This is a genomic window from Arthrobacter jiangjiafuii (genome assembly GCF_018622995.1).
Classification (GTDB): domain Bacteria; phylum Actinomycetota; class Actinomycetes; order Actinomycetales; family Micrococcaceae; genus Arthrobacter_B; species Arthrobacter_B jiangjiafuii.
The window spans coordinates 1,325,591-1,348,466 of sequence record NZ_CP076022.1 but is presented as its reverse complement, the minus strand read 5'-3'; the positions used below and the strand labels follow the sequence as shown (position 1 = coordinate 1,348,466).

General features: G+C 66.2%; 20 protein-coding genes and 1 tRNA gene. 11 read left to right on the top strand and 10 right to left on the bottom strand.

Features of this window, described 5'->3' with window-relative positions; translation table 11 throughout:
- The first annotated feature begins 130 nt into the window (after window positions 1–130).
- Entirely contained in the window at window positions 131–730 is a 600-nt protein-coding gene (locus KKR91_RS06340) for a small multidrug efflux protein (RefSeq protein ID WP_237687515.1), read from the top strand.
- Window positions 731–787: 57 nt separating this feature from the next.
- Entirely contained in the window at window positions 788–1,429 is a 642-nt protein-coding gene (locus KKR91_RS06335) for a hypothetical protein (protein ID WP_237687514.1), read from the top strand.
- A gap of 63 nt (window positions 1,430–1,492) precedes the next feature.
- Here KKR91_RS06335 and KKR91_RS06330 read toward each other — a convergent pair.
- From KKR91_RS06330 to KKR91_RS06290, 9 genes are all read right to left on the bottom strand, one after another.
- A tRNA-Pro gene (locus KKR91_RS06330) sits at window positions 1,493–1,566 on the bottom strand.
- A gap of 114 nt (window positions 1,567–1,680) precedes the next feature.
- Window positions 1,681–3,234 carry a ribosome biogenesis GTPase Der gene (gene der / locus KKR91_RS06325; protein ID WP_210230859.1) on the bottom strand — a complete coding sequence of 518 codons (1,554 nt, stop codon included), beginning with the start codon at window positions 3,232–3,234 and terminating at the stop codon, window positions 1,681–1,683.
- Between the two features lie 193 nt (window positions 3,235–3,427).
- Window positions 3,428–4,129, bottom strand: coding sequence for a (d)CMP kinase (gene cmk / locus KKR91_RS06320; RefSeq protein WP_210230858.1), 702 nt, complete (start codon window positions 4,127–4,129; stop codon window positions 3,428–3,430).
- Window positions 4,126–5,235: a prephenate dehydrogenase gene (locus KKR91_RS06315; RefSeq protein ID WP_210230857.1), complete on the bottom strand. Its 1,110-nt coding sequence runs from the start codon at window positions 5,233–5,235 to the stop codon at window positions 4,126–4,128. Before KKR91_RS06315 ends, cmk begins: the two co-directional genes overlap by 4 nt.
- A gap of 3 nt (window positions 5,236–5,238) precedes the next feature.
- Window positions 5,239–6,498 carry a pseudouridine synthase gene (locus KKR91_RS06310; protein WP_210230856.1) on the bottom strand — a complete coding sequence of 420 codons (1,260 nt, stop codon included), beginning with the start codon at window positions 6,496–6,498 and terminating at the stop codon, window positions 5,239–5,241.
- Window positions 6,499–6,521: 23 nt separating this feature from the next.
- On the bottom strand, window positions 6,522–7,145 hold the full coding sequence (scpB, locus tag KKR91_RS06305; RefSeq protein WP_210230855.1) for an SMC-Scp complex subunit ScpB: 624 nt from the start codon (window positions 7,143–7,145) through the stop codon (window positions 6,522–6,524).
- Window positions 7,123–8,094: a segregation and condensation protein A gene (locus KKR91_RS06300; RefSeq protein ID WP_210230854.1), complete on the bottom strand. Its 972-nt coding sequence runs from the start codon at window positions 8,092–8,094 to the stop codon at window positions 7,123–7,125. The genes scpB and KKR91_RS06300 overlap by 23 nt, the downstream gene beginning before the upstream one ends.
- 6 nt (window positions 8,095–8,100) lie before the next feature.
- Window positions 8,101–9,000, bottom strand: a complete 900-nt coding sequence (locus KKR91_RS06295; protein ID WP_210230853.1) for a ParA family protein — start codon at window positions 8,998–9,000, stop codon at window positions 8,101–8,103.
- A 329-nt stretch (window positions 9,001–9,329) separates the two neighbouring features.
- Window positions 9,330–10,709: a cation:dicarboxylate symporter family transporter gene (locus KKR91_RS06290; RefSeq protein ID WP_210230852.1), complete on the bottom strand. Its 1,380-nt coding sequence runs from the start codon at window positions 10,707–10,709 to the stop codon at window positions 9,330–9,332.
- 194 nt (window positions 10,710–10,903) lie between these two features.
- Between KKR91_RS06290 and KKR91_RS06285 the strand changes: the two genes are divergently transcribed.
- From KKR91_RS06285 to KKR91_RS06250, 8 genes are all read left to right on the top strand, one after another.
- Window positions 10,904–12,652, top strand: coding sequence for a sensor histidine kinase (locus tag KKR91_RS06285; protein ID WP_210230851.1), 1,749 nt, complete (start codon window positions 10,904–10,906; stop codon window positions 12,650–12,652).
- A complete protein-coding gene (locus KKR91_RS06280) occupies window positions 12,649–13,338 on the top strand; it encodes a response regulator (protein ID WP_210230850.1) in 690 nt (229 codons plus the stop codon). Before KKR91_RS06285 ends, KKR91_RS06280 begins: the two co-directional genes overlap by 4 nt.
- An 86-nt stretch (window positions 13,339–13,424) precedes the next feature.
- The gene (locus tag KKR91_RS06275) at window positions 13,425–14,843 is read left to right on the top strand and encodes a DUF2079 domain-containing protein (protein WP_237687595.1); all 1,419 of its coding nucleotides are present in this window, start codon (window positions 13,425–13,427) and stop codon (window positions 14,841–14,843) included.
- Window positions 14,844–15,034: 191 nt separating this feature from the next.
- Window positions 15,035–16,387 (top strand): sensor histidine kinase, encoded by a 1,353-nt coding sequence (locus KKR91_RS06270; protein WP_237687513.1) that lies wholly within the window; start codon window positions 15,035–15,037, stop codon window positions 16,385–16,387.
- Window positions 16,374–17,063: a response regulator gene (locus KKR91_RS06265; protein WP_210230847.1), complete on the top strand. Its 690-nt coding sequence runs from the start codon at window positions 16,374–16,376 to the stop codon at window positions 17,061–17,063. The genes KKR91_RS06270 and KKR91_RS06265 overlap by 14 nt, the downstream gene beginning before the upstream one ends.
- 152 nt (window positions 17,064–17,215) lie before the next feature.
- Window positions 17,216–18,595 carry an FAD-binding oxidoreductase gene (locus KKR91_RS06260; protein ID WP_210230846.1) on the top strand — a complete coding sequence of 460 codons (1,380 nt, stop codon included), beginning with the start codon at window positions 17,216–17,218 and terminating at the stop codon, window positions 18,593–18,595.
- Between the two features lie 68 nt (window positions 18,596–18,663).
- The gene (locus tag KKR91_RS06255) at window positions 18,664–19,182 is read left to right on the top strand and encodes a GNAT family N-acetyltransferase (RefSeq protein WP_210230845.1); all 519 of its coding nucleotides are present in this window, start codon (window positions 18,664–18,666) and stop codon (window positions 19,180–19,182) included.
- 133 nt (window positions 19,183–19,315) lie between these two features.
- Window positions 19,316–19,981 carry an MBL fold metallo-hydrolase gene (locus tag KKR91_RS06250; protein ID WP_210230844.1) on the top strand — a complete coding sequence of 222 codons (666 nt, stop codon included), beginning with the start codon at window positions 19,316–19,318 and terminating at the stop codon, window positions 19,979–19,981.
- 4 nt (window positions 19,982–19,985) lie between these two features.
- Here the strand turns inward: KKR91_RS06250 and KKR91_RS06245 are convergent, their stop codons facing one another.
- Entirely contained in the window at window positions 19,986–21,896 is a 1,911-nt protein-coding gene (locus KKR91_RS06245) for an AMP-binding protein (protein WP_210231095.1), read from the bottom strand.
- Window positions 21,897–22,187: 291 nt separating this feature from the next.
- Between KKR91_RS06245 and KKR91_RS06240 the strand changes: the two genes are divergently transcribed.
- Window positions 22,188–22,838: a GntR family transcriptional regulator gene (locus tag KKR91_RS06240; RefSeq protein WP_210230843.1), complete on the top strand. Its 651-nt coding sequence runs from the start codon at window positions 22,188–22,190 to the stop codon at window positions 22,836–22,838.
- Window positions 22,839–22,876: the final 38 nt, after the last annotated feature.

The window sequence follows — 22,876 nt, the reverse complement described above, 5'->3', positions numbered from 1 at the left end:
CGCAAACGAAGTCGGCCAACCCGTACCGGTAGGCATGAAGCGGCAGCAATTCAGGGACCCCTACCGACGCGAAGGCACCGCCGCCGGGGCGATTCTTGTAGCCAAGAAGGCCCAAATCCACACACCACCCATGAAAGAGGTCCCTCCCATGAATCCCATCCAGGAAATGGTCGTCAACTTCCAGGAGCTGGCGGCCCAAGTGCCCGAAATCCTCCGGCCCTTTATCGTCATGCTCGCCGGGGCAGTTCCGTTCATCGAGGGCGAAGGAGCCTCCGTGATCGGCCTCGTCGGCGGCCTGAACCCCATCGTTGCCGGCATCGCTGCCGCCGCCGGTAATTTCCTGAGCGTGCTCCTCGTGGTGCTCTTCGCCTCCCGGACCCGCACCGCCGTCGTAAAGCACAACCGGGGACGGGCAGCGGCCCGGAACGCCGCTCTGGTCCCGGGGCCTGCCGGTTATGGCGGGAGTCCCATGTTGGAAGAGACTCCACCGGCCCGGCGCGAGAGCAAGGGCCAGCAGCGCTTCAAGAAGTGGCTCGTGCGCTTTGGTGTCCCCGGCGCGAGCATCCTCGGCCCACTCGCGATCCCGACCCAATTCACTTCCGCGATCCTCATCGCCAGCGGAACATCCCGAGGCTGGGTGCTGCTCTGGCAGGCAGTAGCGATCATACTCTGGACTACTGTTATCACCGTGTCGGTCTGGGCCGCCCTCACTTACGTCGTCGGGGTCTGATCCACAGCGGCCGCCCGGACCGCAGAGGTCCGGGCGGTGAACTCCGAGAGGAACAAAATGGCACACAACAAGACGGTGAAGCCCGGCGACGGCCATTCGCTGCCGGGCTTTCGCTGGTGGCAGCTGTTCACGCGTTCACTCTTCCATCTGCGCCTCACCGGCGAGGACGGCGTACCGGAGACCTGGTCCGTCGACGTCAGGCACGGAGGCGATGAGGATGGCGAGGTGTACGCGCAGCTTTACCGCGACGGCGTCAACCGGGCCCGATCCTCGCTCCCGGCAGCGTTTCCGGTGCCCGGTGGCATCATCGAGGTCGAGGTCAGCGGTTACGGACTCAAACGCTGCCACTATGTGGGCTATGACGGGACGGAGCGGCAGCTGGTACCCGATCCCGCCTCGGCTGAGGGCCGGCGCGCCCGCCTGGACCGGAGCAACCCCGCGCTGAGCCGGGCCGTGGGCCTCGCTTCGGCGGTTGTCCTCGTGGCCGCCCTCTTGATGGGCGTGCCGCAGATCATCGAGCAGGTCACGCAGTTCCCGCCCCTGGCGGAGAGGATCGGCGCGTTCACCAGCCCCATCCACCTCTCGGCCGGGGCGAATATCTGGCTTCTGCTGGCAACACTCGCAGCGAGCACTGAACGCGCGCTGCGGCTGCGCTACAACCGGATCCTCGACGGCGGCTTCTTCGGCGGCGAGGACTAGGTTGCTTTACGGCACTTTAAACGACAAAAGCCCGACAGAACTTTCGTTCCGCCGGGCTATTTGTCGGGTTGACAGGATTTGAACCTGCGACCCCCTGACCCCCAGTCAGGTGCGCTACCAAGCTGCGCCACAACCCGCTGTTTGGCCGGTTTGAATCCGGCCGAAGCAACTCGAATACTCTACCTCATGATTGGCGGATTTCCCGAATCGGGAAAGCCCCGGACGCCGCAGGGGCGTCCGGGGCACCAATACTAGCGGTTCTTGCCGCGCTTTTCGCGGACGCGCATGTTGACCTCGATGGGCGTGCCCTCGAAGCCGAACGTTTCGCGCAGCCGGCGGGTGATGAAGCGGCGGTAGCCCGGATCCAGGAAGCCGGTGGTGAAGAGCACGAACTTCGGCGGGCGGGAGGAAGCCTGCGTGCCGAAGAGGATGCGGGGCTGCTTGCCGCCGCGGACCGGGTGCGGGTGCGCTGCCACGAGCTCGCCCAGGAAGGCGTTGAGCTTGCCGGTGGGGATGCGCTTGTCCCAGCTCTCCAGAGCGGTGTCCAGGGCGGGAACAAGCTTGTCCTTGTGCCAGCCGGTCATGGCGGAGATGTTCACGTGCGGGGCCCACTCAACGTGGGCCAGGTCGCGCTCAATCTCGATCTGCAGGTAGCGGCGGCGTTCGTCGTCGAGCAGGTCCCACTTGTTGAAGGCCAGCACCAGGGCGCGGCCGGACTCGATGGCAAGCTGCAGGATGCGGACATCCTGTTCGGACAGGACTTCATCCACTGCCAGGAGCACAACAGCAACCTCGGCCTTTTCCAGGGCGGACTGGGTACGCAGCGAGGCGTAGAAGTCGGCACCCTGGGCCATGTGCTGGCGGCGGCGGATACCGGCGGTATCCACGAAGCGCCAGGTGCGGCCGCCGAGCTCAATGAGCTCATCAACCGGGTCGCGGGTGGTGCCGGCGGTGTCGTCAACGACAACGCGCTCGGTTCCGGCCAGCTTGTTCAGGAGCGAGGACTTACCCACGTTCGGGCGTCCGATCAGCGCGATGCGGCGCGGGCCGCCGGACTTGTCCAGTCCGCCGTAGGCCGAGTACTCGGGCAGCACGTCCATCATGGCATCGAGCATGTCGCCGGTACCGCGGCCGTGCAGGGCCGAGACCGGGTACGGCTCGCCGAAGCCGAGGCCCCAGAGCTGCGAGGCATCGGCTTCGTTCTGGATGTCATCAACCTTGTTGGCGACGACGATGACGGGCTTGCCCTTGCCGCGGAGCATGCGGACCACGGCTTCGTCGGTGGCGGTGATGCCTACCGTGGCGTCCACCACGAGCAGAACGGCGTCGGCGACGTCGACGGCAACCTCGGCCTGGCCGGCAACGCGGGCATGGATGCCGCGGGCGTCGTGCTCCCAGCCACCGGTGTCCACGAGCGTGAAGTTCACGCCGTTCCAGGTGGCCGGGTAGGAAACGCGGTCACGGGTGACGCCGGGGGTGTCCTCGACGACGGCTTCGCGGCGGCCGAGGATACGGTTGACCAGCGTCGACTTGCCGACGTTCGGCCGTCCCACGATGGCAACTACCGGGTCCTGGCGGAGCGGGGCGTCGTCGTCGTACTCGTCGAAGCCGCCGGCCAGCAGGGCTGCGTCTTCTTCGTCGAGTTCGTAGTCGTCCAGGCCGGAGCGCAGCGTTGAGGCGCGCAGCTCGGCTTCGGCGTCGTCCATGTTGGCCAGGCGTTCGTTAACCTGGTCCTCTCCGGCCGGGATGTATTCTTCGTGGCCCGTCTCGTCGCCGGCGGTGCCGGAATATGAGGAGTTCGTCATTTTTGCTTTCTTTCCGTTGAGGTCTGCAGCACTGCAAGCAGGCCGTCGCCGGACAGTTCAGCCCGGTAAGTGTGTGTAAGGGGGTTCCGCGGGCGATGACACCGCAGTTTCCACCTGTCCATTGAAACACGTGCGGCACCGCCGGGACATTTGGCCCGTCGGTGCACGTTGGCGTGCTGATGCTGTTGGTGTCCTAGTGCGTGGTGGCGTAAACCACTTTCAATACCGCCTGGACGGTCTCTTCGAAGTCCAGGTCGGAGGAATCGATGGTGACCACGCCGTCGGCCGCCTGCTGGAAATTCACCACGGTGGAATCCTTGGCGTCGCGGGTGATGACCTGTTCCTTGAGCTGCGCGGCGCTTTGCGTGCCGCCGAGCTGGACGCCGCGGCGGCGCAGCCGTGCCTCCTCGGAGGCGGTCAGCAGGATCCGCACCTCGGCATGGGGCGCGACGACGGTGGTGATGTCCCGGCCCTCGGCCACGATGCGCAGCCCGGAGTCGGCGATCATCTGCTGCTGGCGGCGGACCAGCTCGGCGCGGGCGCCCAGCGTGGTGGCTACGGCACTGACCGATGAGGACACGGACGGTTCACGGATGGCGTCGGTGACGTCGCGGCCGCTGACCCGGACCCACTCGGCATCCGGAGAGGTGCTGAGTTCAATGTCGGCGTTGCGGGTGGCGGCTTCCACTGCCACGGAGTCCTCGAGGTCAATCCCGGCCTCCATGCAGTACAGCGTCACGGCGCGGTACATGGCGCCGGTGTCTAGGTACGCCGCGTGGAGGCGGCGGGCGGCTTCCCGGCTGATGCTGGACTTGCCCGAACCGGAGGGGCCGTCGATGGCCACCACCAGGGGCTTGCCCAGCCGGAACAGGGCCGGATTGCGTTCTTCGCTCACTGCACTACCTTCCACCCGCGGGTGCTCAATTCGTGTACCAAATTCTGCAGGCGGCTGGGCAGCACGGAGATCTCCGCGCGTCCCACCTGCTGGCCGGAGGAGTGCTCCAGTCGGAGATCTTCCAGGTTCACGCCGATCTCACCGATGTCGGTGAGCAGGCGCGCAATCTGTCCCGGGGTGTCATCCACCAGGACGGTGAAGCTGGCGAAGGACTGCGGCGGCGCGCCGTGCTTGCCCGGGATGCGGGCCTGCCCGGTGTTGCCTTCGGAGATCAGCTGCGCCATGTCCAGCCGGGCGCCGTCGGCCAGCGGGTCCTCCAGCGTATGGATGAGCCGGTTCAGGTCCTCGCGTACCCCGTAGAGGATTTCCACCAGGCGGGGGGCATTGCCGGAGAGGATCTGCACCCAGAGCCGGGGATCGCTGGCGGCGATCCGGGTCACGTCGCGCAGCCCGTTGCCGGCCAGCGCCATGGCCTGCCCCGGGGTGTCCTGCAGGCGGCTGGCCACCAGCGAGGACATGATCTGCGGCAGGTGCGAAACCAGCGCCACGGACTGGTCATGCTCCTCGGCGCTCATGCGTGAAACCACGGCGCCCAGGTCGATGGCCAGGGACTCCGCGCATTTGACCGCGTGCGGAGAACTTTCCGCTGCCGCGCAAATCACCCACGGCATGGAGGTGAACAGCTCGCCCAGTGCGGCGACCGGCCCGGATTTCTCCCGGCCGGCCATCGGATGGGTGCCCACGTAGCGGCTCAGGTCAGCGCCGGTGGAGCGCAGGTCCTCGAGGACCGCGCCCTTGACGCTGGCAATGTCGACGACGACGGCGTCGGGCCAGTCCTTCAGCGCCTGCGCGGTGAGCGCGGCGGTGACGTCCGGAGGCGCGGCAACGACAACGAGTTCCGGGGCGAACCCCTCCTCGACGCTCTCGAGCAGCCGGCCGGCACCGATGTCCCGGGCCACTGCCGCCGTCGAGGGCGAGATGTCGGACAACACCACATCCACTCCGTGCCGGCGCAGCCCCAGACCGATGCTGGTGCCGAGCAGGCCGGTGCCGATCACGAGGACCGGACCGGAAAGATGCGTGGCGGAACCCTGTGCCGCGCCCACGCCTTAGAGGCCTACGGAGGCCAGCAGGTGGCCCACTTCCGTGCGGCCGAGCACACGGATGCTGCCCTGGCGCTGGTCGTTCACGCGGATCGGCCCCACCTGGGTGCGGACCAGGCGCTCGACCGGGTGGCCGACGGCGTCGAACAGGCGGCGCACGATGCGGTTACGCCCGGAGTGCAGGACAACCTCGACGAGCAGGTGGCCCGGGGTGGAGTCGACCAGCTTGAAGGAGTCAACGCTGGCGAAGCCGTCCTCAAGCTCCATGCCTTCGCGCATCTGCGCGCCGACACCGTGGGCCATGGGTCCGCGGACCTGGACCAGGTACGTCTTGGGCACCTCGTAGGACGGGTGCGTGAGGCGGTTGGCCAGCTCGCCGTCGTTCGTCAGGAGCAGCAGGCCCTCGGTGTTGGTGTCGAGGCGGCCCACATGGAAGAGGCGCTCGTGCTTGTTGGTGCTCTTCAGGTAGTCACTGATGCACGGACGGCCCTCGGGGTCATCCATGGTGCAGACCACGCCGTTGGGCTTGTTGAAGACGTAGTACTTCAGGTTCTCGTCCAACTGCAGGCGCATGCCGTCCACGTGGACGGTGACGTTCTGCGGGTCGACGCGGACGCCGACCTCGGTGACGACCTCGCCGTCGACCTCAACGCGGCCTTCGCGGATCATGTCTTCGCAGACGCGGCGAGATGCGACGCCGGCCTGGGCCATGACCTTCTGCAGGCGGATGCCCTCGGGGTCGTGGTGCTCGGAGACGGCGGGCTTGGCCGGACGGCGCGTGTTGGTGTGCTTGACGGCGCCCAGGTTCTGGCCGAAGCGCTCGTTGCGGAACGCACGGTCGCCGCTCTTGCGCTGGCCTGCCTGGGGTCCGCCGGTGCGGGAGGATCCGCCGCCCTTGGTGCCGTACTGCTTGGGCGCGCCGGCCTTGTACCCTTCGGGCTTGAACTGGCCGGCTCCCGGCTTGGAATCCGAGGAGCCCTTGGACGCGCCAGAGCCCTTGCCGTCAAAAGCGCGCGATGCCGCGGAGCGGAACTTCGCGGGACGGTTTTCGGCGGATTCGTCGCGGGCCTTGTAGCCGTTGGCGCGGAATTCACCGGCAGTCATTTCGGAATCGCGGGGTCCGCCGGAGCGGCCGCCGGCGCGCGGGGCGCCGGTACGGTTACCGGCGGGCTTGGAGCCCTTGCCGAAGGACCTGCCGCCGGCTGCTCCCCCGCTGCGCGGGTTGTTGCGGCCTGATCCGGATCCGGAGCGGGGTGCCTGTGTCATGAAAAATCCTTCGGGTGTAGCGGTTAGTAAGTAGTGTCTTCAAATTCAGCCAGGTTTTCCAGCCCGGGCAGGTGCGGTGCGAGCCGCGGAAGTTCGTCGAGGTTGCCCAGTCCGAGCCGCTCCAGGAAGTACGGTGTGGTCCGGTACATCATTGAGCCGCTCTCGGCTTCCACCCCGGCTTCGCCGATGAGTCCGCGCTGGACCAGGGTCCGTACGACGGAGTCAACATTGACGCCCCGGATAGCAGATACCCGCGCCCTGGATACAGGCTGCCGGTAGGCAATCACTGCCAGGGTTTCCAGTGCGGCCTGAGTCAAACGTGCACTCTGGCCGCCCAGGACAAACTTCGAGACCACGGGTGCAAACTCGGCGCGGGAGTAGATCCGCCAGCCGCCGGCCACATCCCGTAGTTCAAAACCTCGCATTGAAGTAAAACCACGTACTGTGCCACCGGGTCCTCCCCCAGTATAACCGTCATACTCCCGCTGCAGTTCCGACAGGATGTCAAGGACCTCCTCCGCCGGAACTTCCAGGACGCCCGCCAGCTCGGCTGCGGTGACCGGTTCGTCGATGACCATCAGGACCGCTTCGACGGCGGCCCGGACATCCACATCCACGGCGGGTTCATCGGACGGGTTCTGCTGCATGGCTCTCCAGTGGGTCAGTGCTCTCGGCTGGTTCGTACTCTCGGTCGGTTCCGTCGCCGTGTCCTCGCCCAGCCCCGCTCTCAGTCCCGCGCTCAGTCCCGGCGGTGCGGAGCGGCCAGGCTCCCGGGGCCGCCGTCCAGCTGATCAGCAGCTGCCCCAGCGGGTCGGGCTGGTCGAAGGACACGGCGCCGTCACGGAACAGTTCCAGCAGCGCCAGGAACCGGGCCACCGCAACCGGGGCGCCGGCGTCGTCGACCAGGGCGGTAAAGGTGAGCTTTCCGGCGGCCATGAGCCGGTGGGCAATGATGCCGGCCTGCTCACGGACGCTGACCGCGGGTGCATGCAGATGGGTCAGGCCCACCGTGGTGGGCGCAGGCTCCCGGGGCGTCAGGGCCTTCGCGGCCAGGGCGGCGAAGTCTGCGGGGCCGGTGCGCCAGATCAGATCCGGCAGCATGGCTGCCAGGTGTGGTTCCAGGGTGACCTGCCGTGGAAACCGTTCCGCTTCGGCGTGCAGCCGGTCATCCAGGATGACAGCGATTTCCTTGAACGCCCGGTACTGCAGCAGCCGGGCGAACAGCAGGTCGCGGGCTTCCAGGAGGGCAACATCCTCGGCGTCCTCCACGTCTCCGGCGGGCAGCAGCCGGGCTGCCTTCAGGTCCAGCAGAGTGGCGGCAATCACCAGGAATTCGCTGGCCTCGTCGAGGGCCCAGTCCTGGCTTTCCTCGCCCAGGGCGCGGATGTGCGCGATGAAGTCGTCGGTGACGGCGGCCAGGGCTATCTCGGTGATGTCCAGTTCGTGCTTGGAAATCAGGCCCAGCAGGACATCGAACGGTCCGGTGAATTTCTCCAGCCGGACCCGGAAGCTGCCGCGGACGGACGGAGCGGGTCCGGGGCCGGTCTCCTGCGGGCCGGTCTCCTGTGGGCCTCTGTCTTGTGGGCCGGGATGCACGGGTGCTTAGGGGGCGCCGCCGCGGGCGATCAGTTCCTTGGCGAGACGGCGGTAGGAGTCGGCGCCGGGGTGGTTGCCCGCATAGGTGGTGATCGGCTCAGCGGCCACGGTGGCATCGGCGAACTTGATGGTCCGCTTGATGACGGTTTCGAAGACCTTGTCTCCGAAGGCCTCGACCAACCGGGAGATGACCTCCCGGCTGTGGAGGGTCCGCGCGTCGTACATGGTGGCCAGGACGCCGTCGATCTGCAGTCCGGGATTCAGTCGGTCCTGGACCTTCTCGATGGTCTCCACCAGAAGCGCTACGGCGCGCAGGGCAAAGAACTCGCAGATCAGCGGGATGATCACGCCGTGCGCTGCGGTAAGGGCGTTCACCGTCAGCAGCCCCAGGGACGGCTGGCAGTCGATGAGGATGACGTCGTACTCATCGGAGACCTTGCGCAATGCGCGTTCCAGGACCTGTTCGCGGGCGACCTCGTTGACCAGCTGCACTTCGGCGGCGGAGAGGTCGATGTTGGCCGGCAGCAGGTCGATGTTCTCGATGCCCGTCTGGTGGATGGCCTCGCGGATGTCCACCTTGCGGTCCATCAGCACGTTGTAGACCGTGAGGTCCAGCTCGTGCGGGTTGGTGCCCAGACCTGCGGAGAGCGCGCCCTGCGGGTCGAAGTCCACAAGGAGGACCTTGCGGCCCGCTTCAGCCAGTGCGGCGCCGAGGTTGATGGTGGACGTGGTTTTACCCACGCCGCCCTTCTGGTTCACCATGGCGATGATCCGGGCGGGGCCGTGGGAGCTGAGCACCGGAGGTTCGGGGAATTCCGTCAGCGGGCGCCCGGTCGGCCCCATGACGGAGTCGGCTGCGTCCTGTGTTGCGTCCTGCAGAGTTGTTGAACCCTGTTCGCTGCTCACGTATTAATCCACGCTTCCGTTTCTAGCTGTCCTGCGGGCTGTCCTTGTCAAGATTACAGCCGTGCAACACCCATACAACGAATCGGCGTCGCTGAACGGCCGCGAGCCTTGACTCTCAACTAGAGGTAGAAGCTTCGTTTGGAGGAAGCATCCGGCGCTGCTGCACCGCGCCCTTTTAATCGCCCCGACGCTAAACACCATTGATGTAAAGACGTTTTGCGCCGCGGATATTAAACGCCCCAGGGCGCCGGCGCATTATCTGCACCGGCGCCCTGGGGGCGAACGGTCCTGAGCAACTGCTCCGGAGCCGGTCTTACTGCACTGAAGCCTTAGCGGGTTGCCGTGGTTTCCAGTTCGGGCTCGGCGGCGGGAGCTGCGGGCTCCGCATGGCCGTCGTCCATGGTGGATTCGTCGAACGGGCGTTCGCGATTCAGGACCGCATTGACCTGCTCCTTGTCGATTTCCTTGGTCCAGGTACCGATCAGGACGGTGGCGACGGCGTTTCCGGTGAAGTTGGTCAGCGCACGTGCTTCGGACATGAAGCGGTCGATGCCGACGATCAGGCCAACACCCTCGACCAGGTCCGGGCGGTGGGACTGCAGGCCGCCGGCCAGAGTGGCCAGGCCGGCGCCGGTGACACCGGCAGCGCCCTTGGAAGCGATGATCATGAAGACCAGGAGTGAGATCTGCTCACCCAGTTCCAGCGGCATGTTCATGGCCGAGGCCACGAACAGGGAGGCCATCGTGAGGTAGATGGCGGTGCCGTCCAGGTTGAACGAGTACCCGGTGGGTACGGTCACGCCGACCACCGGCTTGGAAATACCCAGGTGCTCCATCTTGGCGATCAGGCGCGGCAGGGCCACCTCGGAGGAGGAGGTGGAGAAGATGAGCAGGTATTCACGGCCCAGGTAGCGCATGAGCTTGAAGATGTTCACGCCGGTGCACAGCTTCAGCACGCCGCCGAGGATGATGGCGATGAACAGTGCACAGGTGACGTAGAAGGCGATCATCAGTACTGCCATGCTCTTGATGGCTTCGACGCCGGTTTCACCGACGACGGCGGCAATCGCGCCGAAGGCGCCAATGGGGGCCAGCCACATGACCATGCCCAGGATGCGGAAGACCAGCTTTTGGAGCTGGCCGATCAGGGTCAGGATCGGGGCCCCGGTGGAGCCCATCTTCTGCAGTGCGAAACCGACCAGCAGTGCCACGAAGAGGGTCTGCAGGATGCTCTCGCCGGTCAGCGAGGCCAGCAGGGTCGTGGGGATGATGCTCAGGAGGAACCCGGCCATGCCTTCGGCGTCTTCGGCAACCGTCGGAGCCTTGTCGGCGCTGCCCGCGATGTTCAGGCCCTCACCCGGATCGATGAGGTTGCCGACAACCAGGCCGATGGCCAGGGCGAAGGTGGACATGAGGATGAAGTAGCCCAGGGCCAGTCCGCCGACCTTGCCCACGGTTGCTGCTTTGGCGATCGAGCCGATGCCGAGGACAATTGTGCAGAAGATGACCGGCGCGATCATCATTTTGATCAGGCCGATGAATGCGGTGCCGACAGGCTTCAGCTCTTTGGCGAATTCAGGCTGGACCAGGCCCAGGGTGGCGCCGAGCACCACGGCAAGAATTACTGCAATGTACAAAAAGTGGGTTCTGTCCTTCTTGCGCGGGCTCTTCGGTGAGCCGGCGCCTTTGGGAATAGTGGCAGATGCCATGTGTGTGCTGCTCCTAGGCTTGGTTGCTGATCTGTCCCTTGGCGGCACCGAGACTGCGGTTCTCCGCCATGCGCGGAGCCGTACGGGAATCGCCGGAAACTGAAGTCATTCGTATTCATCGTCAGCCCCTCCTGTGACGGCTGTCACGATTGTGGTCATACTGTTCTCAATTGCATTGAGCAAAAGGAAATTAAGTGCGGAAATGGAGCTTGGCAAGCCGGCTGCTCATCGGGCAGCTGGCTTTTCTCGTGTGCCTGTCCCTCGGGCTTTCGCTGGCGCTCTACCACCAGGCCGAGCAGGACAGCTACGAGGAAACCGCCGAGAGGATGCTTGCCGTGGCCGGAACCGTTGCCGCGGATCCCTTTGTGCTCCAGGCAGCAACTGCCCCGGACCCGAGCAGCACCCTGCAGCCCTTCGCGCGGGCCGTCATGGACGCCGCCCACATCGACTTCCTGACCATCATGGCGCCGGACCGCACCCGGTTTACCCACCGCAGCGATGACCAGATCGGCAAGGCCTATATCGGCTCCGTGGACCAGGCACTGGACGGACACTCCTTTTCTGAAACCTATGCCGGCACCCTGGGGCCCTCGGTGCGGGCCATCGTCCCGGTGCTGGATCCGGACGGAGAAGTTGTTGCCCTGGTGGCGGCGGGCATCACCGTGGACCGCGTCGCCGTAGCCCGCAACGCACAGCTGCCGGCGGTCTTCCTCATCTCGCTGGGCGCACTGGCCTGCGGCGCCCTCGCCTCCTATCTGCTCAGCCGCTATCTGCGGCGCACCACCCATGACCGCCGTCCCGACGAACTGCAGAGCATGTTCACGTTTTACGACTCCGCCCTGCATTCCTTGCGCGAAGGCCTGCTGCTGCTGAACAACGACGGCGAACTTGTCCTGTACAACGACCAGGCCGCAGCACTTCTGGGCCTGCCTCCCGGCGGGGGCGGCCGGCCCCGGGATCCCCGGACGCTGGGACTGCCGGGGCCCCTGGCTGACCTGTTGCACGAAGGGCGGAGCGCGGAGGACGAGTTCCACTTCGCTCACGACCGCATCCTGGTGGTGAACCAGTCCCCCGCTCTGGCTCCACCGGAGCCAGGCGCGGGCGTCCGGCGTCGTCCGCTGGCCCGCACCGTAAGGCGGACCATGCCGCCGGCCAAGCGCCTGGGCACCGTGACCACCCTGCGCGACCACACTGATATTGAAGCCCTGACCGGAGAACTGCAGTCCATGCGCACCCTGACCGATGCCCTCCAGGCGCAGGCCCACGAACACGCCAACCGGCTGCACACCGTCGTATCGCTGATCGAGCTGAACCGGCACAGCGACGCCCTGGAGTTCGCCACCCGCGACCTGGAGCAGTCACAGCAGCTGGCGGACGACGTCGTATCCGCCATCGGTGAGCCCGCCCTGGCCGCGCTGCTGGCCGGCAAATCGGCGCAGGCCCGCGAGCGCGGCATCGCCCTGGCCATGGACCTGGCGCAGGCGGGTTCGACCGTCCCGCTGGAGCTGAATCCGGGCGAGCTGGTCACGATTGTCGGGAACCTGGTCGATAACGCCTTCGACGCCGTGCAAGGCCTTCCGGATGCCGCGGTGAAAACGCGGTTCGCTCTGGTCGACAGCAGCGGCCGGGACTGTTTCGAGATCACTGTGCAGGACAACGGGCCAGGTATAACGGAGCTGGACGCCAGCCAGGTCTTTGACCAGGGCTTCAGCACCAAGGATCCCAAGGTGCTTTTGCCCTCAGGGACCGGTGCCACGGGCCGGGGCATCGGGTTGCCGCTGGTACGCCAGGCGGTCTTGCGCCTGGGCGGAACCCTGCAGCTTGATCCGGGCGGTTCACCTGGCTGCGGGGCGCGCTTTACGGTGCTGCTCCCGCTTCCCGCGGCTGACAATTTGTCTGCTTCCGGCAGCCCTGCTTCCGGCAGCCGCGGGGTCTCGCCGTGAACGCCGAGCGGAACATCACTGTCCTGGTGGTCGAGGACGACGCCATTGTGGCGGAGGCGCACGCCGAGTACGTGCGCCGCAGCCCCGGGTTTGCCCTCGGCGGCGTCGTGCATTCCGGCACCGACGCGATCACATCCCTGAGCGCCTCCCCCACCGACCTGGTCCTCCTGGACATGAACCTCCCTGACCTGCACGGGCTCGACGTGCTGCGCCGGATCCGCGGTGCCGGGGTTCCGGCGGATGTCATCGCCATTACCGCCGTGCGGGACCTCGCCGTCGTGCGCAGTGCCATGTCCGCCGGTATCGCGCAGTATCTGATCAAGCCCTTCACCTATTCGGCATTCAGCGCCAAGCTCGCCTCCTACCGGGAATACCACCTGAACCTGGCCGGACAGGGCGTCTCCGCCACCCAATCCGAAGTGGACCGTGCCCTCGCCGCACTGCGGCCCAACGTCCCTGCCGTGCTCCCCAAGGGTCTTTCCCCGGACACCCTGAAGGCCGTCTCGGAATTGTTGAAGGCTGCTGACGCGCCGCTGTCCGCCAGCGAAGTCTCAGCGGCGCTGACGATGTCCCGGATCACCGTCCGCCGGTACCTGGAGCATCTGGGTGCCCAGCGTGCAGTGCTGCGTACTCCGCGCTACGGCACCCGCGGCCGGCCGGAACTGGAGTACAGCTGGCGGCGGTAATGTCCTCGCTTTGACAATCTGTTTCGGATTATCCAGAAGGCAATTATCCGACAAAGCGGAAATTGGGCGTTAGTCTCATTTCCGTGATGAACACGCCAACCGGGACGGCGCCGGCTATTCAGGGTTCCCGCCGCCGGGGCGCTGTCCGCCACGGCTATTCCCGCTGGGCGCCGGTGGCAGTGGCAATAGCCGTCGGCACGGCATATATCGCATTCGCGGCCTGGCAATGGTCGCAGTTTGCCGTGAAGTCGTGGGACCTGAGCATTTTCGCCCAGCTCCTGGACCGGTATTCGCAGCTACAGGCGCCGATTGTGACGGTGAAGGGTGAGGGCTACAACCTCCTTGGTGACCATTTCCACCCGCTGCTCGCACTCCTGGCTCCGGTCTACGCCGCCTTTCCCCATGCCTTCACCCTCCTCGTCGTCCAGGCTCTGTGCTTCGCTGCCGCCGCAGGCATGTTCACCCGGGCAGCGCAACGGCAGCTCGGCGCGGCAGCCGGCGTCGTTCTGGGTCTCGCGTTCGGACTGAGCTGGGGATTGCAGCACGCCGCGGAGGCCCAGTTCCACGAGATTGCCTTGGCCGTTCCCCTCCTTACCGGCAGCCTCATCGCTGTTCTTGAGGGCCGTTGGAAGGCGGCAGCCATCTGGGCGGCACCGCTGGTGTTCGTGAAGGAGGACCTCGGGCTGACTGTGGCAGCGGTTGGCATCCTCATCGTCTGGCGGGCGCGCACCCCGGCCGGACTGTGGCTGGCAATGTGGGGTTTCGGCTGGTTTCTTGTTGCGACCCTGGTCGTCCTGCCCATGCTCAACCCGGCCGGAGCCTGGGCCTACGCCGACAAGGCAAACCCGCTTGCGGTCCTCACCGACCCCGCCTCGCTCTTCAACCGGTCAAAGGGCGAGACGCTGCTGCTGCTCCTCGTTCTCACCGGCGGGCTGATCCTGCGCTCCCCCGTTGCCCTGGTAATGGTTCCCACGCTGGCATGGCGGTTCCTGTCCACCAACGATGGTTATTGGGGGCCCACTTGGCACTACAGTGCCATCCTCATGCCGATCGCATTCGTCGCTCTCCTCGACGCCGTGAGGCAGGGGAATCCCAGCCGCTGGTCATGGGTTAATTCCTATGCCTCCCATGGCGCCGCCATCGCCGGTACCGCCGCCTTGCTGCTCCAACCCGGCCTGCCGCTGCCGGGCGTCATTGACCCGAAGGCCGGGGAGTGGGAGCCCCGGGCCGATGCAGCAGCGGCGGCGCTTGCCTCTGTACCTGCTGGAGCCAGCGTTGTATCGGACATCGGGCTGATGAGCTATCTCGTCGACAGCCACCAGGTGTACTGGATCGGCAACACGAACCCCGACCCCGACTGTGTTCTCATCGATCGTATTGCCGGGGGCACTCCCGCTGAATGGGGAAATGTCATCGATATTGCCCTGAAGACGCACCCGCTGACGGAATACGCCATGACTTTCGAGGCCGGCGGATATGAACTTGCCTGCCGTCCGGATGCTTAATGGTCGAAGTTAAATACGCCGTCCTTTTGATGCATCGGGTCCCGGTCCCGGCCCGAATACTGGCTCACAGAATGAAAGATCTGGCTTTGAGGTTGAGATTTCAGGCGGTTGGGGCAAATGGAGTCTCGGCCGTGGATATGGTGACAGGCATGGAACAAATTCTGAAATATGCACGGCTTTGGGGTGCCCCTGTGGCAGCCGTTGTTTTCTTCTCACTCTGGTGTGTTGGCGAGGCCGGCAGGATGGGCGGGTCGCTGCTGATGTGGGAAGGGTTCTGGCCGCTGGTCCTGATGACCCTGGCTATTGCCACTGCCACCTGGAAACCCCTGGTATCCCTGGGGTTCACTGCCTCCCTCCTTGCCGGGCAGCTTTTTGCGCTCATTCCGCCGATGGCTCCGAATCATTGGGCCATCTATGTCGGCTCGTTCATCGCCCTGGGCTTCATTCTCTGGACCGCCCCGCGCCGGATCCGGTTCATCGCGGCGGGAACCAATACGGCCGCCGCGGCCGTCATGGCATTCCTCATGCTCTCGTGGCGCTACGGCGACGGCGTCGGCTGGTTTATGCCGGCAACGGCGGGTGACCGCTGGATGCTGCAGAACAACGGGTGGCAGCTCTTTGCGCTGCTCCTGCTGATCGCCGCAGCCTGTTCCGCCGTCGGGCTCCTCCTTGCCCTGTACCAGGAGCGGGGCAGTCTGTTCCGGGCCCGCGAGCAGGCCCAGAACAGTTTGAAGGAAACCGAGATCGACCTGGTCGTGGAGCAGGAACGCATCCGGATTGCCCGCGACCTGCACGACGTCCTCGCCCATTCCTTGGCTGTCATTGCCGCCCAGGCCGACGGCACCCGCTACCTGAGCAAGGATCAGCCCAAGGCCATCCTGAACGCACTGGATACCATCGCACGGTCCGCCCGCAGCGCCCTGGTGGATGCCCAGCGGGTCATCGAAGGCGTCCGGGACGACGGCATGGTGGCACCCCAGCCACGGCTGAGCGACATTCCCGCACTGATTGACGGCATGCAGCGCGGCAGCCTGAAAATTGCGTCCAGTGAGTCCGGCACGCCGGTGGAGCTCTCCGGCGGACAGGAAATGGCGGTCTTCCGGATTGTTCAGGAATGCCTGACAAACGCGCTCAAGCACGGCGGACGCGGCACTGACGTGCGGCTCCACTTCGACTGGAGCGGGCCCGGCCTGACCCTGCATGTGGCGTCGACAACCGCCCCTGCCGCACCTGCCGGACAGGCGGATCCTGCTGACAGGTCCACACCCCGGGTAGGGCGCGGGCTGGCCGGAATGCGTGAACGCGCCCATCTGGCCGGCGGCTGGCTAACCGCCGGGCCGGACGGTGAGCACTTCCGGGTCACCGCGTTTATTCCCTTTGGTTCGCGGGATGCCACTGAGGAACCCGCAGGCTCTGCTGCCGGCGGAACCGTCGATGAGGCTGCGGCTCCCGCCGCCCGGCCGGCCCTGGCAACAGCAGGGGTTTCGCTGCCGGCCGCGCCAGCATCGGAAGCCTCCGGGCAGGAAGCAGATGACCGTGGCTGAGGCCGGGACCCGCATTACCGTGGCCCTGGTGGACGACCAGCCGCTGTTCCGGGCCGGCATCCGCATGCTCATCGAGAGCCAGGCCGACCTGGAGCTGGTCGGAGAGGCCGCTGACGGGGAGAAGGCCGTACTGCTGGCGGCGCAACGGCGTCCGGACGTCATGCTGATGGATCTGCGGATGCCGGTCCTGGACGGAGTCGGGGCAACGCGGCGGATCGTGCAGCAGGCAACTGCCGAAGGAACGGACAAGCCCAGGATCATCGCCCTGACCACGTTCAACCGGGATCAGGCAGTGGTCCAGGCCGTGCAGGCCGGAGCGAGTGGATACCTGCTCAAGAGTGCGGAACCGGAATTCCTCCTGGCTGCCATCCGCACCGTGCACTCCGGCTACTCGGTGATTGCCCCGGGATCCATCCACTCTCTCTTCGAACATGCCGCGCGCAGCAACCCTGCGCCCGGTCCCGACCTGGCCGTCCTCGACGTCTTGTCGGTCAGGGAACGGGATGTCTTTCTCCTGGCGGCGAAGGGGCTCAGCAACGGCGACATGGCGCAGGCCCTGTTCGTTTCCGAGGCCACCATCAAAACCCACCTGCGCAGTGTGTTGGACAAGCTGGAACTGGGCACCCGGCTTCAACTGGTGGCATTCGCCCACGAACGCCGCCTGCTGGGCACCTGACGCGCACGGAATTTCGGGACAGGCTACCGAAAGCGGCTGTCGATGCCTACCGTTTTGGTGTTGCGTTAACAGGTTTTGCCTTGCATTAACATCAGCCAGCCGCAGGCTGTGGTGCTTCCCCTCCGGCCTGCCCGCCTACCGGAGTGTGTCCCATGATTCAGGATTCAGACCTTGAAGCCCTCCGCAGTGTTGTTCGCGGCACGTTGAGCAGCCCGGGAGACCCCGAATACGCCGCCGCCACGGCAGGATTCAACCCCGCACTGACCCAGCGCCCCGACGCCGCCCTCGGAGCGGTAAACGCCGAAGACGTCGAGCACGCGGTCCAGTGGGCAGCACAGCACGGCGTCCCCGTGGGGATCCAGGCCACCGGACACGGCGCTGCGACCGAGATGGACGAGGGGCTGATGATCAACACGTCCCGCTTGCAGGACCTGACCGTTGACCCCGACGCCCAAAGCGTCACCGTCGGTGCCGGGGTTCGTTGGGGCCAGGTGCTGGACCAGGCGGTACCTCACGGACTGACTGCCCCACACGGCTCCTCCGGCCGGGTGGGCACGGTGGGCTATGCCACCGGTGGAGGCTTGCCGCTGATGGGACGTGCGCTGGGCTTTGCCACCGACCATGTGCGCTCCATCGATGTTGTTACTCCCGACGGCAGGCTGCGCCATGTGGAAGCCGACGGCGAGGACTCGGCGCTCTTCACGGCATTGCGCGGCGGCAAGGGCAATTTCGGGGTCATTACGTCAATGACGCTGGATCTAACCCCCTATCAGGAGTTTTACGGCGGCGCGATCATGTATCCGGAGGCCGCCGGACCGGAGGTGCTGGAGGCCTTCCGCGACTGGACGGCACAGTTGCCATCGGATGCCTCGGCCTCCCTGGCCTTCCTGCACTTTCCGGATGTGCCCTTCCTGCCCGAGGACCGGCGCGGCACCTCACCTGTGCATCTGCGGTTTGCGCTCTTCGGCAGCCAGGAACAGGGAGACACGCTGATCGAGCCCATGCGCCGCGCGGCACAACCCATCATGGATACCGTCGGGCCGATGAACTACCTGGACGTGGGCAGCATCCATATGGATCCGGATGAGCCGGTTCCCAGCATGGAGCGCGCTACCCTGCTGACGTCGCTGCCGGAGGAACTGGCAGATGAACTCTTGAACCAGATTGGTCCGGGCTCGAAAACACCGTTGGCACTGACGGAAATACGGCTCATGGGCGGGGCACTGGCCACCGACCCGCCGGTAGAGGATTCGATTTCCGGACGCGGCGCGGCGTTCCACATCTGGTCTGCCGGCCTGAATGTTCCCCCGGTCGCCGATGCAACGGCAGCAGCCCTGGAACGGTTCGGTACCGCCGTCGAACCTTATGTGGCCGGATCTTTAGTGAATTTCCGGGGTCCTGCCCGCGACGGCGGGGAGGCGTTCCCCGCCTGGGAGCCGGAGGTGTACGGGCGGCTTCAGACCGCCAAGGCCACCTACGATCCGCAGAACCTCTTCCGCTTCAGCCATCCGGTTCCGCTGCCGCAGGCCTGACAGACTGCCTGGGGTTGTGGTGACAGGTGGGTCCCGGGATTTGCTGCTGCCACGGTTAGGCTCTCGGAATGAGAACTCTTGTGCTGCCGGACGCGATCCACCACTCGTCCTGGCTGGAATGCGCCGCTGAATTCGACGGCGCCCACCGTGATGGTGCGGGCGGCGAGGACTGGTCCCTGGCGGACCTCAAGGATCCCGCCGCCTTCCGGGCATTTGTCGCCGAGCTCCTCGCCGCTGCCCTTCCCGAAACCGTACAGAAGCCCGGCTACGTTCCCTGCACCTATCTCTGGATTACCGATGGGCAGGCCGTTGTCGGGTCACTCGCCATCCGGCACGAACTGAACGACTTCCTCTTCAACGAGGGAGGCCATATCGGCTACAGCGTTCGCCCCTCGGCCCGCCGCCGCGGGCACGCCGCCCGGGCGTTGAAGGAGGCGGTGCCCATCGCCCGGGCGCTGAAAATATCCCCGCTCCTGCTCACCTGCGATGAAGACAACCCCGGCTCCCGGGCAACCATCGAAAAGAACGGCGGCGTCCTCGAGGACGTCCGGAACGGCAAGCGCCGCTACTGGATTCCCACCGAATAGCTGCGGGAGGGCCCCGCCAAGGATCAGTCAAGCATCAGCTCTTCCGAAATGCCGGCGTTGCCTTCACAGTTGGGCAGACAGTAGTTGGGCAGGTAGTGCGGCGCCCATCTCTCGGCAGCGGCGGGAGGAAAAAGTGACCTCCAGTGAAGGCTCTTCCCTGGTCTCACCGATGGACGGACTCCTCACCACCCCGGCATCCCGGCTCCCCTACCAGCAGAACGTGCTGCTGCGCTCTTACGTTCTCGAGCGCCCGCAGGGCAACGTGATCGTGTACAACTCCCCCGGCGTGAGCGAGTCCGCCGCGTCGATCCTCGCCCTCGGCAAACCCATCCGCCTTCTGGTTAATCACTTCCACGAAGCGATGTACGGCCAGCCGGGACTGGACGTGCCCGTCTGGATTCACCGAGAGGACCAATCCGAGGTCTCGGCGTCACTGGACGTTGCGGGCGTTTTCACCAACCGGCAGATGATCGACGACGACCTCGAAGTCATCCCCACCCCCGGGCATACGGCCGGAACGACTTCCTACCTCTGGGATAACGGCACACACCGCTATCTCTTCACCGGGGATTTCATCTGGATCGAAGACGGCCAGTGGAAGGCGGTTGTCCTGGACCCGGGGCTGCGCAGCGACTACCTCGACAGCCTCGCGCTCGTCTGCAGTCTCGATTTCGATGTCCTGGTGCCCTGGGGGGCCACCGAAGGAGGCCCCACCTGCGCCCAAGTCGCCGGGCCTGCGGAGAAGCACGCCCGCATCGGCGCGATCATCGACCGGGTGAGGGCCGGCGGGACCCGCTAGCCCGCTATCCGCCCGGCCGCAGCAGCGGCGCCAGGGCCTCGATGACCGCGGGATCCTCAATGGTCGAGGGCACGGTGTAGGCATCGCCGTCGGCGATCTGGCGCATCGTCTTGCGCAGGATCTTGCCGGAGCGGGTCTTGGGCAGCGCCTGAACCACCTGCACGTCCTTGAAGTCCGCCACCGGCCCGATGGCCTCGCGCACCAGCTTCACCAGATCCGCGCGGAGCTCCTCCACACCCAGGAACGACCCGCTCTTCAGCACCACGTAGCCGCACGGCCGCTGGCCCTTGAGCGAATCAGCCACGCCGATCACGGCGCACTCCGCCACCGCCGGATGGGCGGCCACGACCTGTTCCATGGCGCCGGTGGAGAGCCGGTGGCCTGACACATTGATGACGTCATCGGTGCGGCCCATGATGAACACGTAGCCGTCCCGGTCCACATAGCCCGAGTCGCCGGTGGTGTAGCAGCCCTCGAAGATCTCCAGGTAGGAGGACCGGAACCGGTCGTCACTGCCCCACAGCGTGGCCAGCGTGCCCGGCGGCAGCGGCAGCCTCAGCACAATGTTCCCCTCCTCGCCGGCGGGAACCTCCACACCCTCGCCGTCCACGACCGCCAGGGAGAAGCCCGGCACCGGCACGGTGGCGGATCCGGCCTTGATCGGCAGCGGTTGAAGGCCCTGCGGGTTGGCACAGATCGCCCAGCCGGTTTCGGTCTGCCACCAGTGATCCACCACCGGCACACCCAGTGCCTTGCCGGCCCAGGCGAAGGTTTCCGGGTCCAGCCGCTCCCCGGCAACAAAGAGGGTGCGCAGCTTGGACAGGTCCGAACCCGCCATCAGGGCGGCCTCCGGATCGGCCTTGCGGATCGCCCGCAGTGCCGTGGGCGCTGTAAACAGAGCATCGACCCCGTGCTGCCCGGCCACGCGCCAGAACGCCCCGGCGTCGGGCGTGCCCACCGGCTTGCCCTCGTACAGCACGGTCGTGGCACCGGCTATCAGCGGCGCATACACAATGTAGGAGTGCCCCACCACCCAGCCCACGTCGGAGGCGGTCCACATCACCTGGCCCGGGCCGACGTCGTAAATGTTGCGCATCGACCATGCCAGTGCCACGGCGTGGCCGCCGTTGTCCCGCACCACTCCTTTGGGCGCGCCGGTGGTGCCGGAGGTGTAGAGGATGTACAGCGGATCGGTTGCTGCCACCGACACCGGGCCGGCCGGTGCCGCGACGGCGGCGAGCGCATCCCAGTCATGCCACGCGGTGCCGTCCGCGCCGTCGTAATCCTCGAACGTGTGCGCAAACCCATCCCGGGCGGCGACCACCACGTGGTTCACCCGGTGGGTGGCGGCGGCGAGCGCATCGGCCACGTGCGGCAGGTACTCGACAGCGCGCCGCGGCTCCAGTCCGCCGCTGGCCGTCACGACGACGGCGGGCCGGGCGTCGTCGATCCGGGCCGCCAGCTCCTTCGGGGCGAAGCCGCCGAACACCACTGAGTGCACGGCACCGAGCCGGGCGGCGGCGAGCATCGCGATCACGGCCTGCGGGATCATCGGCAGGTAGATGATGACCCGGTCTCCGCGCTCCACCCCCAGCCCGCGGAGCACGCCGGCAAAGGTCTCCACCTCGGCGAGCAGCTCTGCGTAGGAATAGGTCCGGGCGAAACCGAGCATCGCGGAATCGTAGATCAGGGCGTCTGCCTCTCCCCTGCCTGCGGCCACGTGCCGGTCCAGGGCGTTATAGGAGGTGTTCATCCGGCCGTCCGGGAACCAGCGGTACAGCGGTGCGGCGGAATCATCCAGGGCCTGCAGCGGTGCGCTGTCCCAGTCCACCAGCGAGGCGGCTTCCAGCCAGAACCCTTCGGGATCGTCCAGGCTGCGGGCATAGGCCTGCGCGTAATCCCCGCCGGCAGCCATTGCCGCGCCTGCCGCAGCGCTTTCGGGGCGGGGGCCGGAGGTATCCGGTGCTTCGTTTGCTGCATCCAGGCCAGAGCTCATGAATCCTCCTCGATCCGATGTGATACCCGTCACCCTAGGCCAGTTGATCAACACTCCACAAGCCCAGTATGTATACAAGACGAAACTTTCCTTCAGGAATCTTCTGGGATTTGACATTCAGAATGTGCTCCTGTGTATACACTGGTGGAACACATCACATCTATGGACCAATGCCCCCGCAGCAGCAGTCCGCCAGTGGAAGGAGCGTCCATGAGGGCCAGCGACCGCGCCTACCGGGCGCTCCGCGAAGACATTGTCACCGGACAGCTCCCGCCGGGAACCGTGCTGGGCGAGGTGGAACAGTCCCAGCGGCTGGGCATCTCCCGGACTCCGCTGCGCGAGGCCCTGAGCCGGCTCACCGCGGACGGGCTCACTGCACCGCACAGTGGACGCGGCGTCGTCGTCACGCAAATCTCCCCGGATACTGTGGCCGAGCTGTTCGAACTCCGCCAGGCCCTGGAATGCAAGGCTGCTTCCCTCGCCGCCAGCCGCGGCGAACCGGGCGTTTTCCAGGAGCTGCGGCGGGAATTCGAAAACGCAGCCGAGCTGATCGTGCAGGACGGAAGCGATCCCTCTCGCTCGGGCTACTACGCGCTGGTGGCCCGCCTGGACGAGGCGATCGACACCGCTGCGGCCAACGCCTACCTCGCCCAGGCCCTGGCCAACGTCCGGCTGCATCTGGCCCGCGTCCGCCGGCTGGCCAAGGACAACCCCGAGCGGCTGCTCGCCACCGCCGGAGAACACGCCACGATTGCCGCGGCCATTGCCGCCCGTGATCCCGCACTGGCCGCCGCAGCCACCTCGGTCCATCTGCACAAGAGCCTGGAGCACTTCCTCGCCGCCACTTCTCCGCCGGGCTGACGCCCTTCCCGGAACACCTAGCTTCCCAACGACACCCT